Annotated in this window: 15 protein-coding genes; 12 read left to right on the top strand and 3 right to left on the bottom strand. The window is 71.8% G+C overall.

Annotated elements, in window-relative coordinates:
- Positions 1-67 precede the first annotated feature (67 nt).
- The 9 genes from miaB (at position 68) to VFJ21_03530 (ending at position 9,699) form a co-directional block, all read left to right on the top strand.
- Positions 68-1,546, top strand: coding sequence for a tRNA (N6-isopentenyl adenosine(37)-C2)-methylthiotransferase MiaB (gene miaB / locus VFJ21_03570; protein HET7406199.1), 1,479 nt, complete (start codon positions 68-70; stop codon positions 1,544-1,546).
- A 10-nt stretch (positions 1,547-1,556) separates the two neighbouring features.
- Positions 1,557-2,228: a hypothetical protein gene (locus VFJ21_03565; GenBank protein ID HET7406198.1), complete on the top strand. Its 672-nt coding sequence runs from the start codon at positions 1,557-1,559 to the stop codon at positions 2,226-2,228.
- Positions 2,216-3,133, top strand: coding sequence for a tRNA (adenosine(37)-N6)-dimethylallyltransferase MiaA (miaA, locus tag VFJ21_03560; GenBank protein HET7406197.1), 918 nt, complete (start codon positions 2,216-2,218; stop codon positions 3,131-3,133). The genes VFJ21_03565 and miaA overlap by 13 nt, the downstream gene beginning before the upstream one ends.
- Before the next feature lie 96 nt (positions 3,134-3,229).
- The gene (locus VFJ21_03555; GenBank protein HET7406196.1) at positions 3,230-4,114 is read left to right on the top strand and encodes an EAL domain-containing protein; all 885 of its coding nucleotides are present in this window, start codon (positions 3,230-3,232) and stop codon (positions 4,112-4,114) included.
- 20 nt (positions 4,115-4,134) lie between these two features.
- Positions 4,135-4,962 (top strand): diaminopimelate epimerase, encoded by an 828-nt coding sequence (gene dapF / locus VFJ21_03550; protein HET7406195.1) that lies wholly within the window; start codon positions 4,135-4,137, stop codon positions 4,960-4,962.
- Positions 4,963-5,047: 85 nt separating this feature from the next.
- On the top strand, positions 5,048-6,538 hold the full coding sequence (gene hflX, locus VFJ21_03545; GenBank protein HET7406194.1) for a GTPase HflX: 1,491 nt from the start codon (positions 5,048-5,050) through the stop codon (positions 6,536-6,538).
- Between the two features lie 164 nt (positions 6,539-6,702).
- Positions 6,703-8,391: an ATP-binding protein gene (locus VFJ21_03540; protein HET7406193.1), complete on the top strand. Its 1,689-nt coding sequence runs from the start codon at positions 6,703-6,705 to the stop codon at positions 8,389-8,391.
- A complete protein-coding gene (locus VFJ21_03535; GenBank protein HET7406192.1) occupies positions 8,388-8,744 on the top strand; it encodes a response regulator in 357 nt (118 codons plus the stop codon). The genes VFJ21_03540 and VFJ21_03535 overlap by 4 nt, the downstream gene beginning before the upstream one ends.
- 10 nt (positions 8,745-8,754) lie before the next feature.
- The gene (locus VFJ21_03530; protein ID HET7406191.1) at positions 8,755-9,699 is read left to right on the top strand and encodes a response regulator; all 945 of its coding nucleotides are present in this window, start codon (positions 8,755-8,757) and stop codon (positions 9,697-9,699) included.
- Here VFJ21_03530 and lexA read toward each other — a convergent pair.
- Positions 9,630-10,355 (bottom strand): transcriptional repressor LexA, encoded by a 726-nt coding sequence (gene lexA, locus VFJ21_03525; GenBank protein ID HET7406190.1) that lies wholly within the window; start codon positions 10,353-10,355, stop codon positions 9,630-9,632. The genes VFJ21_03530 and lexA overlap by 70 nt on opposite strands.
- Before the next feature lie 164 nt (positions 10,356-10,519).
- Between lexA and VFJ21_03520 the strand changes: the two genes are divergently transcribed.
- From VFJ21_03520 to VFJ21_03510, 3 genes are all read left to right on the top strand, one after another.
- Complete coding sequence (locus VFJ21_03520; protein HET7406189.1) at positions 10,520-11,059, top strand: LysM peptidoglycan-binding domain-containing protein; 540 nt, start codon at positions 10,520-10,522, stop codon at positions 11,057-11,059.
- 221 nt (positions 11,060-11,280) lie between these two features.
- Positions 11,281-11,823, top strand: a complete 543-nt coding sequence (gene nrdR, locus VFJ21_03515; protein HET7406188.1) for a transcriptional regulator NrdR — start codon at positions 11,281-11,283, stop codon at positions 11,821-11,823.
- A gap of 175 nt (positions 11,824-11,998) precedes the next feature.
- Positions 11,999-15,979: a vitamin B12-dependent ribonucleotide reductase gene (locus VFJ21_03510; protein HET7406187.1), complete on the top strand. Its 3,981-nt coding sequence runs from the start codon at positions 11,999-12,001 to the stop codon at positions 15,977-15,979.
- A 99-nt stretch (positions 15,980-16,078) separates the two neighbouring features.
- On the opposite strand, the gene VFJ21_03505 is transcribed toward VFJ21_03510, so the two are convergent.
- Complete coding sequence (locus VFJ21_03505) at positions 16,079-16,627, bottom strand: dihydrofolate reductase family protein (protein ID HET7406186.1); 549 nt, start codon at positions 16,625-16,627, stop codon at positions 16,079-16,081.
- A 12-nt stretch (positions 16,628-16,639) separates the two neighbouring features.
- Positions 16,640-17,091 (bottom strand): VOC family protein (locus VFJ21_03500; protein HET7406185.1); only part of this gene is annotated, 452 nt, incomplete at its 5' end.

Here is a 17,091-nt window from a genome sequence, read left to right as displayed (position 1 = left end):
CATAGCGCGGCGTGCCGGTCACCCGGCTGCGCCTGGGCCGCACAAGTTCCACCCACCGTGGCGACAGCTGCAAGGACGACGTGGAGCGTCGTGCGCCGTAGGCTGGACGTTCGTGAGCGCGCGCACCTACGAAGTTCGCACCTACGGCTGCCAGATGAACGCGCACGACTCCGAACGCATCGCCGGCTTGCTCGAGGAGGCCGGCTACCGGCGGGCACCCGACGGCGCCGGTGCCGACCTGGTGGTGTTCAACACCTGTGCGGTCCGGGAGAACGCCGACAACCGCCTCTACGGCAACCTCGGTCATCTCCTGCCGGTGAAGCAGGCGCGCCCCGGCATGCAGATCGCGGTCGGTGGCTGCCTGGCTCAGAAGGACCGCGCCACGATCGTCGAGCGGGCGCCCTGGGTCGACGTGGTCTTCGGCACGCACAACCTCGGCTCGCTGCCGGTGCTGCTCGAGCGGGCGCGCGTCGCGCAGGAGGCGCAGGTCGAGCTGGTCGAGGCGCTGGAGACGTTTCCCTCCGCCCTGCCCGCGCGCCGCGGATCCGCGTACGCCGCGTGGGTGTCGATCAGCGTGGGCTGCAACAACACCTGCACGTTCTGCATCGTGCCGAGCCTGCGCGGCCGCGAGCGCGACCGCCGGCCTGCCGAGATCCTCCGCGAGGTCGAGACGCTGGTCGCCGACGGCGTCGTCGAGATCACCCTGCTCGGGCAGAACGTCAACTCCTACGGCGCGGAGTTCGGCGAGCGGACGGCCTTCGCCGACCTGCTGCGGTCCTGCGGCGAGATCGAAGGGCTGGAGCGGGTGCGCTTCACCAGCCCGCACCCCCGCGACTTCACCGACGACGTCATCGTCGCGATGGCCGAGACCCCGAACGTGATGCCGGCCCTGCACATGCCGCTGCAATCGGGTTCCGATGACGTGCTCAAGGCGATGCGCCGCTCCTACCGGCAGGACCGCTACCTCGGCATCATCGAACGCGTCCGCGCCGCGATCCCCGACGCGGCGATCACCACCGACATCATCGTGGGGTTCCCCGGCGAGACCGAGGCCGACTTCGCGCAGACCCTGCACGTCGTGCGCGCGGCCCGCTTCGCCGGCGCCTTCACCTTCCAGTACTCCCCGCGGCCCGGCACACCCGCGGCCACGATGCCCGACCAGGTGCCCAAGCCCGTCGTCCAGGACCGCTACGACCGGCTGGTCGCGCTGCTCGAGGACGTCACGCTCGAGGAGAACCGCACCCAGGTCGGCCGGCGGGTCGAGGTGCTGCTCGCCGAGGGCGAGGGCCGCAAGGACACGGCGACCCGGCGCACCAGCGGTCGCGCCCGTGACAACCGGCTCGTCCACCTGGCGGGCGCCCCGGAGGCCCGGCCGGGTGATGTCGTCGAGGTCGAGGTCACCTACGCCGCTCCGCACCATCTGGTTGCCGACGGGCCCGTGCTCGCGCACCGGCGCACCCGCGGCGGCGACGCGTGGGCCGCCCGGCAGGCTGCGCCGGTGCCCGGTGTCCTGCTGGGCATGCCGCGCGTCGGCGCCCCGGCGTAGCCGCGCGATGGTGCTCGTCGCGGCAGCCGTCTGCCCGCACCCGCCCCTGCTCGTCCCCGATGTCGCCACCGGCGCGGCGGGTGAGCTCGACGACCTGCGCGCGGCCTGCGCCCGTGCCGTCGCGGCACTGGTCACCGCCCGCCCCGACGTGCTGGTGGCCGTCGGCGGGCAGCGGCCCGACGAGCCGGTCGGCCGCGGTTTCTCGGCCTACGGCCTCGAGCTCGATCTGGCCGTCGGCACGGACCTGCCGTTGTCGCTGCTCGTCGGCGCGTGGCTGCTCCGGGAAACCGACGCCGACGTGCGCACGCAGTGGCAGCCGGTGCCGGCCGCCCTGCCCGCGCAGGAGTGCGCCGCCCTTGGCGCGCGGCTCTCGAGCGGGCCGCAACGGGTCGCGCTGCTCGTCATGGGCGACTCCTCCGCGCGCCTCGGCGTCCAACCGCCCCGTGGCGAGCACCCGGAGGCCGCGGCGTTCCACGCCGGTGTCGCCACCGCCCTGCGGGATGCGGACTCCGCGTCGCTGCTCGCCCTCACGTCCGGCCGGGCCGACGATCTCGCGGCCGCCGGCCGGGCCGCATGGCAGGTGCTCGCGGGCGCGGCGGGGGAGCGGCGCTACACCGGCCGGGTGCTCTACGACGGCGCGCCGTACGGCGTCGGCTACCTCGTCGCCACCTGGTCGCCGTGACCCCGCGGGTGGTCGTGGTGGTCGGACCGACCGCCACCGGCAAGACCGCGCTCGGCGTGGCGCTGGCCCGTGCGATCGGGGGTGAGGTGGTCAACGCCGACTCCATGCAGCTCTACCGCGGCATGGACATCGGGACCGCCAAGGCGACGCCGGCAGAGCGCGGCGGCGTCGCTCATCATCTGCTCGACATCTGGGACGTCGTCGAGACCGCCAGCGTCGCCGACTACCAGGCGCGCGCCCGGGCCTGCGTCGACGAGCTGCTCGCCCGCGGCCGCACCCCCGTTGTCGTCGGTGGCTCGGGCCTCTACGTCCGTGCCCTGATCGATCGGATCGAGTTCCCCGGCACCGACCCCGCCCTGCGTGCCCGGCTCGAGGCGGAGCTGGCGGCCGGTGGGCCGCAGCCGCTGCACGAGCGGCTGGCCTCGGTCGACCCGGCCGCCGCCGCGGCGATCCTGCCGACCAACGGCCGCCGGATCGTGCGTGCGCTGGAGGTGGTCGAGCTGACCGGCCGGCCCTTCACCGCGACCCTGCCCGCCTACGAGCCGGTCTACGACGCCGTGCAGATCGGTCTCGACCTGCCGGCTCCCGCGCTCGACGCGCGCATCGCCACCCGCGTCGACCGGATGTTCGCCACCGGCCTGGTCGAGGAGGTACGCCGCCTCGAGCGGGCCGGTCTGCGCCAGGGCCGCACCGCCGGCCGGGCGCTCGGCTACCAGCAGGTGCTCGCCCATCTGGACGGTCGGCTCACCGAGGCGCAGGCCCGGGAGGAGACCGTGCGGGCGACGCGGCGGTTCGTGCGCCGGCAGCGGTCCTGGTTCCGCCGGGACCCGCGGGTGGCCTGGCTCGACGCAGATGAGCCGAATGTCAGCGATGCCGCCTTGCGTCGGATAACGTCTGGCGCCTGATCACTCCGGATCATGTGCGAGACCCGGGTGACGAGCACACTGAGGCCTGGTCTTGACAAGCAGTTCGTGCGTAGCCCACGCGCGGGAGGACCCCCCATGTCGAGCGTCCAGATCCCGAACGGCCCGCCCGCGCCGGCCGCCCGGCCCTCCTCGCTGCCGCCTGACCTCTCGGCGGCGGTGACCGCGTCGCTGCCGCTGGCGCTCGAGGACGACACGCTGGTCCTGCACTTCCAACCCGAGGTCGATCTGGCCAGCGGCGCGGTCGTCGGCATGGAGGCGCTGATCCGCTGGCAGCACCCCTTGTGCGGGCTGCTGTGGCCCGGCGACTTCCTCCCGATCGCCGACTCCCTGGGGCTCGCGCCGCGGATCGGGGAATGGGTGCTGCGACGCTGCGTCGACGAGCTGCGGTCGTGGGAGCGGCTGCCGCCGCGCCCCGGCGGCGAGCAGCGCCAGCTGTGGGTCAACATCTCGGCGGCCCAGCTGCTCTGCCCGGGTTTCGTCGAGATGGTTGCCGACCTGATCGCCGGCGCCGGGCTCCCAGGCGGCGCGCTCGGCGTCGAGGTGACCGAGGAGGCAGTGGGCCGGGCGCCGGAGCTCGCCGCGCGGCTGCTGCGCGAGCTTCGGGTGGCCGGTGCCGCGACCGCGATCGACGACTTCGGCACGTGGTACTCCACCCTCGCCACGCTCGACGACCTGCCCATCGACGCGGTCAAGCTCGACCGCAGCTTCGTGCGCGGCGTCGGCTCCGACCTCGAGGACGACAACATCGTCGCGTCGGTCATCCGGCTCGCCCACGCCCGCGACAAGTACGTCGTCGCCGAGGGCGTCGAGTCGTGGGCCGAGGGCGCCCGCCTCTGCGAGCTCGGCTGCGACCGGGCTCTCGGCTACCTGTTCAGCGGCCCCCAGCGCGGCGACCGGGCCCGCTGGATGCTGACCCGGGGCACCGGCTGGCGCGGCCCGCACGGCGAGCCGACCGGCTGATCGAGCACTAGCATCGAGCCGTGGGCCTCGACGGCGTCCGGTTCGTCAAGGGGCACGGCACCCGCAACGACTTCGTCGTGCTGCCGGACCCCGACGGAACGCTGAGTCTCGACGCTGCGGCGATCCGGGCGATCTGCGACCGCCGTGCCGGGATCGGCGGTGACGGTGTGCTGCGCGTGGTCCGCACCGCCGCGGAGCCCGACGCCGCGGCCGACGCCGGTGCCGCCGACTGGTTCATGGACTACCGCAACGCCGACGGGTCGGTCGCCGAGATGTGCGGCAACGGCATCCGGGTGTTCGCCCGCTACCTGGTCGAGGCCGGCCTCGCCGCGCCCGGCGAGCTCGCGGTCGCCACCCGCGACGGCGTCAAGACGGTGCGCGTGCCCGCGGCCGGTGACGTCACCGTCGACATGGGCCGCTGGGCCCCGATCGAGGGCGCGTTCACGGTGACAGTGGGCACCCGCCACTGGCCTGCGACCGGGGTGTCGATGGGCAACCCGCACGCGGTCGCCGTCGTCGGCACGCTCGATGACGCAGGCCCGTTGTGTGAGGTGCCCGACGTCGTGCCGGTGTTCCCGGCCGGGGTCAACGTGGAGTTCGTCGTCGAGCGGGGCCGTGGCCACCTCGCCATGCGGGTGCACGAACGCGGCGTGGGCGAGACCCAGTCGTGCGGCACCGGCGCCTGCGCCGCGGCGGTCGCCGTGCGCGAGCGGCGTGGGGACCCGTTGCCCGCGACGTACGACGTCGACGTCCCCGGTGGCCGGCTCACCATCACCGTCGACGCCGACCGGCGGGTGCTGCTCAGCGGCCCGGCCGTCCTCGTCGCCGACGGCGTGCTGCGCGGTTGACCGGGTCTAACTCGGATGCCCGCTGGCCGCCGCGCGTGTCACGATGCGCGGGATGACCGAGCCGGCCCGCGACGTTGAGAGATCGATGACCACCGCACCCGACGAGCGCTTCGAGCCGCTCGTGGCGCCCGAGCAGCCGGCCGATGACCATGCCTACGACGACCGTTTCGGCGACGAGACGTCCCCGTCCGTCGGCGAGCTGGACCTCGAGGACCGGCGCGCGCTGCGCCGCGTCGTCGGCATCAGCACCGAGCTCGAGGACGTCACCGAAGTCGAGTACCGCCGGTTGCGCCTCGAGCGGGTCGTGCTCATCGGCGTCTGGACCGACGGTTCGGCCGACGATGCCGCCAACAGCCTGATCGAGCTCAAGGCGCTGGCCGAGACCGCCGGCTCGGTCGTGCTCGACGGGATGGTCCAGCGCCGCGACCGGCCGGACCCGGCGACCTACGTCGGCTCCGGCAAGGCGCGCGAGCTGCGCGACATCGTCGTCGCGACCGGCGCCGACACCGTGATCGTCGACGGCGAGCTGACCCCCGGCCAGCTGCGCCAGCTCGAGGACGTCGTGAAGGTCAAGGTCATCGACCGTACGGCGCTGATCCTCGACATCTTCGCCCAGCACGCGACCAGCCGCGAGGGCAAGGCGCAGGTCGAGCTCGCCCAGCTGTCCTACCTGCTGCCGCGGCTGCGCGGCTGGGGCGAGTCGATGTCCCGGCAGGCGGGCGGTCGGGTCGGCGCCGCCGGCGGCGGCATCGGCACCCGCGGTCCCGGTGAGACCAAGATCGAGACCGACCGGCGGCGGATCCGGGCCCGGATGGCCCGGCTGCGCCGCGACATCGCCGGCATGTCCCACACCCGGGAGACCAAGCGGTCGGGCCGCCGCCGTCGCGAGGTGCCGAGCGTCGCCATTGCGGGCTACACCAACGCCGGGAAGTCCAGCCTGCTCAACCGGTTGACCGGAGCCGGCGTGCTGGTCGAGAACGCGCTGTTCGCCACCCTCGACCCGACCGTGCGCCGCGCGGAGGCGTCCGACGGCCGGGTCTTCACCTTGACCGACACCGTCGGGTTCGTGCGGCACCTGCCGCACCAGCTCGTCGAGGCTTTCCGATCCACGCTCGAAGAGGTCGCCGAGGCCGACGTCATCGTGCACGTGGTCGACGGTTCGCACCCCGACCCCGAGTCGCAGCTCGCCGCCGTACGCGAGGTGCTGGCCGACATCGACTCCGACGGCGCCGTGCTGCGCATCCCGGAGATCGTCGCGGTCAACAAGGCCGACATCGCCGACCCGCTGGTCGTCGCCCGGCTGCTGCGCCGCGAGCCGCACGCGGTCTGCGTCTCCGCCCACACCGGCGCCGGCATCCCCGAGCTGCAGGCGGCGATCGAGGCGGTGCTCCCGCGCCCGGCGGCCCGCGTCCACGTCCTGCTGCCCTACACGCGCGGCGACCTGGTGGCGCGCATCCACGACTCCGGCGAGGTGCTCGACGAGGAGCACACCGGCGAGGGCACCGAGATGCACGCCCGGGTGCCGCGGTGGCTCGCCGAGGAGCTCTCGGCCTACGCCGTCGCCACGGCCGACTGACCCCCCGAGGCCCTTTCCGAGAGCCCGGCGAGTGGTCACGCAGGGTCACTTCCCGCACGCTCACCGTGAGTGATTGGTCCTTTCGGGTCATGGTGGATGTCCGGTTCTGCCCCCATAGTGAGCGCTGGCGGGGGTTGATCTGGTCCGGTTCGCGGGAGGTTGCGGTGGCCGACGGGCTGGAGCGGGGTGCGGCTCGGCTGCGCCCGGTTTCCGCCGCCGTCCTGGCCCTGTTCCTCGTCGCGTCGTTCGGCGGGTTCTTCGCGTTGCGGGGCGTCGTCGACGACCAGGAGCACCGGCTGCTCTCCGAGCGCGCCCGCGAGGCGCAGGCGCTGCTGGACGGCAGTCTGAGCTCGCTTCCCGCCACCCTCGGCGGCATGATCGCGGTGGCCGCGGTCGCCCCGACGCCCGCAGCCTTCGACGGCATCGCGGGCAAGCAGCTGCGGCCGAAGCCGGGCGCTCCGGGCTTCGTCTACGTCGAGCTGCTGAAGGTCGGCGCTGCTCCCACGGTCGTCGCCCGCGTGGGCGAGGCGCCGGACGCGGTCGGTGCCACGGTGACCGACCCCGTGCGTCTCGAGGCGATCCAGGCCTCCGCGCGTGAGGGCAAGCTCACCGCGACGCCGCTCTACTCCGAGGGCGGTGAGCGCCGGCTGGGGCTGGCCATGGCGGGCGGCGGCTACGCCGTCTACAGCGCCAGCGCGGTGACGCCGAACGCGTCGAGCGACGGACCCAACCAGCCGTTCCACGAGCTGACTGCCGTCCTCTACGCGACCCCGACGGCGGTTCCTAGTCAGATCATCCTGGCGACGACCAAGCACCTGCCGCTCACCGGTCACACCGCGAAGGTGACGGTCGGCAAGTCCATCGCCGGCGCCGACCTGCAGTGGCTGCTCGTCACCCAGGCCCGCGGCGTGCTCGCCGGTACGGCCGCGCACGCCGTGCCGTGGGTGGTGCTGGGCTTCGGCCTGATCCTCGGGCTCGTCGGCACCGCGATGGTCGAGGTGCTCGTCCGGCGCCGCCGCTACGCGATGGCGCTCGTGCGCGAACGCACCGCCGAGCTGCGCTCGTCGCTGCAGGAGCTCGAGCAGACGCAGATGGAGCTCGTGGCCAAGGAGCGGCTGGCCGGCATCGGCCAGCTCGCGTCGGCGGTCGGGCACGAGCTGCGCAACCCCCTCGGCGTACTCACCAACGTCCTGTTCCTCCTGCGCACCAAGCTCTCGCGCGGCGGGCCGCCGTCCGACGACGTGACGCGGCAGCTGGACACCGCCGATCGCGAGGTGACCGCGGCCTCGCTGATCGTGTCGGACCTGCTGGAGTTCGCCCGCGCTCGCGAGCCGGTGCGCGAGCCGGTCGACCTGCCGGCGCTCGTCGACGAGGCCCTCTCGGTGGCGCCGCCGCCGACCCAGATCGCCGTGGTCCGCCGCCCCGTGGACGGCCTCCCCGCGCTGTCGGCGGACCGCGACCAGCTCCGGCAGGTCATCCTCAACCTGCTGACCAACGCCTACCAGGCGATCGGCGAGACCGGCACCGTCACGCTCGGCATCGAGCAGTCCGACGGCGCCGTGCAGCTGCTGGTCGCCGACGACGGTGCGGGCATGACGGAGGAGACCCGCGCCCGGTTGTTCGAGCCGTTCTTCACCACCAAGGCCAAGGGCGTCGGCCTCGGGCTCGCGGTGTCCCGGCGCATCGTCGAGGCGCATGGCGGCCGGCTGCTCTGCGAGAGCGCCGTCGGTTCCGGCACGCAGTTCCGCGTCGTGCTGCCGATGCTGACCGGGCCGCGCCAGCCGCCGTCGCCTGCTGCGGATGTCAACACGGGGGAGGCGCGCAGCTCGCGCGCAGGGGGAGACGGTGCATGAGCAGGCTTCTCGTCGTCGACGACGAGCTCGGGATGCGGGAGACGTTGACCGACATCCTCGAGACCGCCGGGCACAAGGTCGACGTCGCCGCCAACGGCCGGCTCGCGCTCGACCGGCTCGCCGTCGAGGACTACGACGTCGTCGTGATGGACGTCCGGATGCCCGAGCTCGACGGCGTCAGCGTGCTGCAGCGGATGGGCCCGCCGCCGCCACAGGTGATCCTGATGACGGCCTACGCTCTGGACGAGCAGCTCGCGCAGGCCGTCGACGCCGACGCCTTTGCCGTGGTCCAGAAACCCTTCCCGGTACGCATGCTCCTGCAGCTCGTCGAGCGCGCAGTCGTTGCCGCGTGAGGGGGCGCTGATGTTTCCCGAGGACTACGTGCTCGTCGTCGACGACGACGACGGCATGCGCGAGACCGTGGTGGAGATCCTCGTCGACGCCGGCATCGTGGCGTACGGCGTGGGCACCGGCAACGCCGCCGTGCGGGCCGCCGAGGAGCGCACGCCGCTGGTCGCCGTGGTCGACCACCGGCTACCGGACATGACCGGGATCGAGGTCGTCGGCGAGCTCAAGCGCGGCGATCCCGACCTGCCCGTCGTGCTGATCACGGGGTTCTCGACGCTGGAGACCGCGATCAACGCGGTCGGCGTGGTCGACGAGTACCTCACCAAGCCGGTCCGCCCGGACCGCATCGTCACGTCGGTGAAGTCCCGGCTCGAGCGTCGCCGCCTGCAGGCGGAGAACGGCGCCCTGCTCGACCGGCTGGAGCGCACGAACGCGCGGCTCGAAGGGCTGCTCGCCGAGCGCAGCGCCGAGCTCGAGGGCGTGCTCGACGTGGCCGCCGCGGGCGTGGCGGCCGGCGAGGCGGACGCGGTGCTGGAGGAGTCGTTGCTGGCCGTGGCGCGCGCGGCGGGCACCAGCACGCTCGCGCTCTACGCGGTGACCGGTGGCGAGGCCGCGATGACGCTGCGCACGGCGGTCGGCGACTGGTCGCCGCCGCAGACGCTGGACGCACCGCCGGGCGAGATCACCCAGGACGCGCTGGGCTCGCCGCCACGCTGGGCCACGACGGTGGCGATCAGCGCCGGCGGAGTGGTCATCGGGGCGCTGGTCATGGCCGACGAGCGGCGCGGCACGCCCCGGCTGCTGCGCACCTACGCCGCGCTGCTGGCCGGCCCGCTGCGTACGGCGGTGCCGCTCACGATCCCCGCTGCCCGGCCGGCCGGTGACGACGATCAGACGCGGCGCAGCACCGCGACGACGCGGCCGAGCACGGTGGCGCCGTCGCCGGGGATGGGCTCGTAGGCCGGGTTGTGCGGGATGAGCCACACGTGGCCGTCCCGGCGCCGGTAGGTCTTGACGGTCGCCTCGCCGTCGATCATCGCGGCGACGATCTCGCCGTTCTCGGCGACCTGCTGCTGGCGCACGACGACCCAGTCGCCGTCGGCGATCGCGGCGTCGACCATCGAGTCGCCGCGCACCTGCAGGAGGAACAGCGTGCCCTCGCCGACCAGCTGGCGGGGCAGCGGGAAGACGTCTTCGACCGCCTGCTCGGCCAGCACCGGGCCGCCGGCCGCGATGCGCCCGACGAGCGGCACGTAAGCGGGCGCCGGGCGGTCGTCGCCGGAACCGGTCTCGTCGTAGGGGCGGTCGCCGGGTCGGGCCGCGTGACGGACCTCGACGGCGCGCGGCCGGTTGGGGTCGCGGCGTAGGAATCCCTTGCGTTGTAGGGCAGCCAGCTGGTGGGAGACGCTGCTGGTGCTGGTGAGGCCGACCGCCTCGCCGATCTCGCGCATGCTCGGCGGGTAGCCGCGCCGCTCGACGGAGTCACGGATGACCTCGAGCACCCGGCGCTGGCGAGGAGTCAGCCCGTCCTCGCCGGGAGGACCGTCGGGGAAGTCCCGGACCTCGCCCTTGGGGCCCGCGCCGCGCGTGCCCTTGCCGCTCACCCGGCCGGTCATGGGTGCCTCCCTGCCTCGACTGATCACCGCGGGTCACGGTAGTGCGGATCGACCCGCTGATCAAACATCTGTTCGAACGTGTCGTGATTTTGTCGGGCCGGGGTGGTACAACATCGCACAGACGTTCGATCGAACAGTCGTTCGACGTGGCACTGGAGGCGAGCATGGCCGGCACCACCTTCCCCACCCTCGTCCCGACGACGGCTGCGCCGGGCCGGCTGCGGCCCTGCCCGATGCGGCCGTCCGCTATGCGGCCGCTGCGCAGCTCGACGGCCCGGGTGCAGCCGCGCGCGAGGCGGGCGGCGCTGTCCGCCGCGCCCCGCACCGCGGCGGTTGCGGCCGTGTCGACGCCCCACCGCGACCCGACCCGGCCCGAGCGCCGGCGGTCGCCCGGTGTCCGTCGGCCGGCCCGGCGCAGCCGGCTGACCCGGCGCGGCCGGGTGCTGCTCGTCCTGGTCCTCGCCGTGCTGCTGCTCGCGACCTTCTCCCTCGGGCGCGCCTCGAGCGACGCCGGCACCCCGAGCCGGCACGCGCAGGTGACCCACGTGACCGTGCGGCCCGGCGAGACGATGTGGCAGGTGGCGACTCGGGTGGCCCCGGGCAACGACCCGCGGATCACGGTCCAGCGCCTGATGGACCTCAACGGCATGAGCTCCCCGGAGCTGCGCGCCGGGCAGTCGCTGGTGATCCCGACACGCGGATGACGCCCGCCTGACCTGCGCTTTTGGGAAATCTTCCGAGGAGTTTGCGGTGCGCGCTTGCGCGCCGGGTCGCCGCGGCCTACGGTCACAACATCTAGTAGTTACACGGATGTAAGTCGTCCACAGGTTGTGCCCGGTTAGCCACAGGTCACCCACAGCTTGCGCACAGGGTGACCCACAGACCGGGCCGTCGCAGGCGCCGTGAGCGCGGAGAGGGGGGCACGATGCAGTGCCCGTTCTGCCGCCACCCCGACAGCCGGGTCGTCGACAGCCGCCAGGCCGACGACGGGGCGGCGATCCGTCGCCGCCGGGCGTGCCCGTCCTGCGAGCGCCGGTTCACCACGGTCGAGACCGCCAGCCTTTCCGTGGTCAAGCGCTCCGGGGCGACCGAGCCGTTCTCCCGGCTGAAGGTGCTCGACGGCGTCCGCCGTGCCTGCTCCGGTCGGCCGGTCAGCGACGACCAGCTCGCCGTCCTCGCCCAGCAGGTCGAGGACGAGATCCGCTCCCGCGGCGCCGCCGAGGTGCCCGCGCAGGACGTCGGGCGGGCGATCCTCGGCCCGCTGCGCGATCTCGACGAGGTGGCCTACATGCGGTTTGCGTCCGTCTACCGCGGGTTCGAGTCCCTGGCCGACTTCGAGGCCGAGATCGCGGCGCTGCGCGCCGCCCACGCGGGTCGCCCCGCGACCCCGCCGACGTCGCCGCCCCACGACGACACCGGCGCCCCCGACCCGGCACCGCCCCCGGCGCAGCTGCTCGCCGTGCCCTAGGCCGGCCTTCCCCCTGACTCCCGGGGGCGGTGCCGACCCAACGGCGGCCCGGCCCGAGCGTCCTGACGTGATCCGTCGCAGCACCGCACCGCCGTACCACTGACAACCGTGAACCACCGGCCGCAACGGGGATGGCCCCCGGCGCCGCAGACGTTGTGTTCAGAAGAGGAGACCCATGACCGAGACCGCCAGCGGCACTGCCCGCAACTCCGGCCGTGGCAGCACCCAGGACCGCCGGGCTGCCCGCGGGTTGCGGGTGGAGCGCGTCTACACCCGCCCGGGCACCCACCCCTACGACGAGGTCACGTGGGTGCGTCGCGACGTCGTGATGACCAACTGGCGCGACGGCTCGGTCAACTTCGAGCAGCGCGGCGTGGAGTTCCCCGACTTCTGGTCGCTCAACGCGGTCAACATCGTGACGACGAAGTACTTCCGCGGCGCGGTCGGCACCCCGCAGCGCGAGTGGAGCCTCAAGCAGCTCGTCGACCGGGTCGTGAAGACCTACCGCGCGGCCGGCGAGGAGCACGGCTACTTCGTGACCCCCGACGACGCCGAGGTCTTCGAGCACGAGCTCGCGCACATGCTCGTGCACCAGGTCTTCAGCTTCAACTCGCCGGTGTGGTTCAACGTCGGCACGTCGGCGCCCCAGCAGGTCAGCGCGTGCTTCATCCTCGCGGTCGACGACACCATGGACTCGATCCTCAACTGGTACCGCGAGGAGGGGCTCATCTTCAAGGGCGGCTCCGGCGCCGGTCTCAACCTGTCGCGGATCCGTTCTTCGAAGGAGCTGCTGTCCTCGGGCGGCACCGCGTCGGGCCCGGTCAGCTTCATGCGCGGCGCCGACGCCAGCGCCGGCACGATCAAGAGCGGCGGCGCCACCCGCCGCGCGGCCAAGATGGTGATCCTCGACGTCGACCACCCCGACATCGAGGAGTTCATCGAGACCAAGGCGCGCGAGGAGGACAAGATCCGCGCGCTGCGCGACGCCGGCTACGACATGGACCTCGGCGGCCGCGACATCGTCTCCGTGCAGTACCAGAACGCCAACAACTCCGTGCGCGTCACCGGTGAGTTCATGCGCGCCGTCGAGGACGGCAAGGAGTTCCACCTGCGGGCGCGCACCGACGGCTCGACCATCGACACGGTCGACGCCAAGACGCTGTTCCGGCAGATGGCCCAGGCCGCCTGGGAGTGCGCCGACCCCGGCATCCAGTACGACGACACGATCAACGACTGGCACACCTCGCCGGAGACCGGCCGCATCACGGCATCCAACCCGTGTTTCCCGGCAGACCAGCGTGTTGTCACCGACCAGGGCCTCATCCGCATCGGTGACCTCGTCACTCGCGCGGCCCGGGGCGAGCAGTTTGCCGTCTACACCAATGACCTCACCAGTGAGACGGATCCTGCTGCCCGTGTCGTCGCCACCAACCCGACTCGCTACATGGTGACCGGGACGAACGAGGTATTCGAGCTGCGATTCTCCGACGGTTCGCGTCTTCGTTGCACCCCCAACCATCGCGTGTGGACGACGAAGGGGTGGGTGCGGGCAGAGGATCTCACCAGCGACGACAAGGTCGTGCGTTCATTCCACCGGGCTCATCGCGTGTTCGCCTCGGATGCGCTTCCTCGACAGGCTCACGAGGCGGCCTCCTTGGCGCGCGGGCGCGGGCAGATGGCTCTGCCAGAAAAGTGGGACGAGCAGTTCGCCCATTTCCTGGGATGGCTCGTTGGCGATGGCTGCGTCACGGACGATGGTGCAGTAACGGTTTACGGCTCGGCCGAGGAGCAAGCAGTCGTTCTCCCTCGGCACCAGGATCTGCTGACCAAGATCACCGGGTTTGCCGCGAAGCCCAGCACCCAGGCCAACGGCACCGCACAGCTGCGCACTACGCGTCAGGCCTTCAAGGCGTTCGTTGAGGCGCTCGGAGTGACTTCCAGCCGAGCCTCGGGCAAGACCGTTCCTGATGCTCTGTTTGAGGCACCCGAGCACGCTGTCACCGCGTTCTTGCAGGGCCTGTTCGACGCTGATGGTTGCGTCGTCGACGAGGAGACCAAGGGCACGCGCTATGTCGGTCTGGGGAGTCGCTCCGAAGAGCTGCTTCTCGGTGTACAGGAACTGCTTGCGACCTATGGCATTGCGTCGCGCATCTACGAGACCGGGACCAAGAACGGGCCGTCTTTTGACCTTCGCATTGCTGGCAGGTCGTTGCGCGACTTCGCGGCCGAGATCGGGTTCACGCTGCCCTCGAAGGCCGAGCGCCTCAGGCACGTTACGGACTCTCACCGTGTCTATGACGTGGACGAGACGGTAAGCATGCGGTCCCGCAAGTTCGCGGGGTTCGAGACGACCTACAACCTCACCGAGCCACGCAACCACTCGTACATCGTCAGTGGTGTGGTCGTCGCTAACTGTTCCGAATACATGCACCTCGACAACTCGAGCTGCAACCTCGCATCGCTCAACTTGCTGAAGTTCCTGCGCGACGACGACACGTTCGACACGGTGACGTTCGCCAAGGCTGTCGAGTTCATCATCACCGCGATGGACATCTCCATCTGCTTCGCCGACTTCCCGACCGAGGCGATCGGGGAGACCACCCGCGCCTACCGGCAGCTGGGCATCGGCTACGCCAACCTGGGCGCGTTGCTGATGGCAACGGGCCACGCCTACGACTCGGAGGGCGGCCGGACGCTCGCCGCGGCGATCACGAGCCTCATGACCGGTACGGCGTACAAGCGCAGCGCCGAGCTGGCCGGCGTCGTCGGTTCCTACGACGGCTACGAGCGCAACGCCGAGGCCCACGCCCGGGTGATGCGCAAGCACCAGGCGGCCAACGACGCCATCAAGCCGGTGGGCGCGGACGACGCGCGGGTGCTGCACGCGGCGACGAAGGCCTGGCAGGACTGCCTGCAGATCGGTCAGAAGAACGGCTGGCGCAACGCGCAGGCGTCAGTTCTCGCTCCGACCGGCACCATAGGCTTGATGATGGACTGCGACACCACCGGCGTGGAGCCGGACCTCGCGCTGGTGAAGTTCAAGAAGCTCGTCGGCGGCGGGTCGATGCAGATCGTCAACCAGACGGTGCCGCGGGCGCTGGCCAAGCTCGGCTACCAGCAGGAGCAGATCGAGGCGATCGTCGAGCACATCGCCGAGCACGGCAACGTCATCGACGCGCCCGGGCTACGACCCGAGCACTACGAGGTGTTCGACTGCGCGATGGGGGAGCGGTCGATCAGCGCCATGGGTCACGTCCGGATGATGGCGGCGGTGCAGCCGTTCATCAGTGGCGCGATCTCCAAGACGGTCAACATGCCCGAGTCGGCGACCATCGAGGAAGTCGAGAACATCTATTTCGAGGGCTGGAAGCTCGGCCTCAAGGCGCTGGCCATCTACCGCGACAACTGCAAGGTCGGCCAGCCGCTCACCGACGCGAAGGCCAAGAAGGATGAAGCCGTTGCCGACGCAGAGGTGCACGAGCACCGGCCGGTGCGCAAGCGGCTGCCGAAGAAGCGGCCGTCCCAGACGGTGTCGTTCTCCGTCGCGGGCGCCGAGGGCTACCTGACCGCCGGCTCCTACCCCGACGACGGCCTCGGCGAGGTCTTCCTCAAGCTCGGCAAGCAAGGCTCGACGCTCGCCGGTGTCATGGACGCCTTCTCCATCGCCATCTCGATCGCGTTGCAGTACGGCGTACCGCTCGAGACCTACGTCCAGAAGTTCACCAACATGCGGTTCGAGCCGGCGGGCATGACCGACGACCCCGACATCCGCATGGCGCAGTCGGTGATGGACTACATCTTCCGGCGGCTGGCGCTCGACTACCTGCCCTACGAGCAGCGGGCCGAGCTCGGCATCTTCACCGCTGAGGAGCGGGCGGCCCATGTCGCGACCTCCTACGACGCAGCGCCTGCGACCGCGCCCTCCGATGAGGACATCGACCCGGAGACGCTGCGCGACTCGGTGCCGCTGGGGACGCCGCACGAGCCGGGGGAGCGGCCGGCACCGGTCGAGGCACGGTCGTCGACCGAGCTCATCGAGGCCCAGCAGGGCACGGCGGCCGACGCGCCGCTGTGCATGACCTGCGGGGTCAAGATGCGGCCGGCCGGTAGCTGCTACGTCTGCGAGAGCTGCGGCAGCACCAGCGGCTGCAGCTGATGATGATTTCTGCGTAACTGAACGTCGCGGCCGCCGCCCTCGCTCTCCCGAGCAGGTGCGGCGGCCGCGACGATTTCACCGGGGGCTCCCGGTCGCCGATCACCGCGCTACGTCGTAGTGCAGCTGCATCACGCCGCCGTCGTACGTCTTGTGGGCCACCAGACGTAGCCGCTGCCGCTCGCCCGGGGCGAAGAGCGGGGTCCCGGCGCCGAGGACGACCGGGGTGACGTGCAGGACGTAGCGGTCGACCCAGCCCCGGCGGGCCAGCTCGCCGGCGAGGGTCCCGCCGCCGGCGTACAGGTCGCCGTCGGCCTGCTCCTTCAGTGCGGGAACGACGTCGACGGAGCGGTGCAGAACGGCGCCGTGCTCGACGTGGTCCAGCGTCGTCGAGAACACGTGCTGGGGGACACGTTTCCAGATCGCTGCGAACTCCTGCATCACCTCGGGCTCGTCGGAGCCCAGGTGCGGCCAGAACCCCGCCATGAGCTCCCAGTTGCGACGCCCGTTGAGCAGTCCACCGCTCGCCCCGAGGACCGCGTTCATGTCTTGATGCAGGTCCTCGGTCACGTCGTGCCAGGAGATGTCACCGCCCGGGGCCTCGAAGAACCCGTCGAGCGACATCGACAGCATGACCACCAGACGGCCCATGGTCTCGACGCCTCAGGATGCCGGCATGTGGTTGATCATCCAGCGGATGCCATAACGGTCGAGGGTCACGCCCCAGTAGGCGCCCCACGGCATGTCGGCCATCGGCGAGCCTTCCGACCCGCCGTCGGCCAGGGCGGCGTAGATCCGGTCGGCATCCTCCCGGCTGTCCACGTCGAGACAGAGCGTCGTGTTGTTGCCGATCCGGGTCTCGTGCCCCATCGACCGGAGCATGTCCGTCGCCATCAGCAGGTGGCCGGCGAGGATCGGCAGCTCGGCGTGCATCACCAGGTTCCGCTCGTCGGCCGGCAACTCTGCGGGCCCGGCGGCGGGCATGTCCGCGAACCGGCTGAGCATGCTGATCTCGGTCCCGAAGATCTTGGCGTAGAAGGTGAACGCTTCCTCGGCCTGACCCTGGAAGTTCAGGTAGGTGTTGACTCGCGCCATCGTGGCCTCCCGGAGATCTG

The sequence above is a fragment of the Mycobacteriales bacterium genome, assembly GCA_035690485.1.
GTDB lineage: Bacteria > Actinomycetota > Actinomycetes > JAFAQI01 > DASSKL01 > DASSKL01.
Note: the sequence above shows the minus strand (reverse complement) of the source record. Positions and strands in the feature narration are given on the sequence as shown.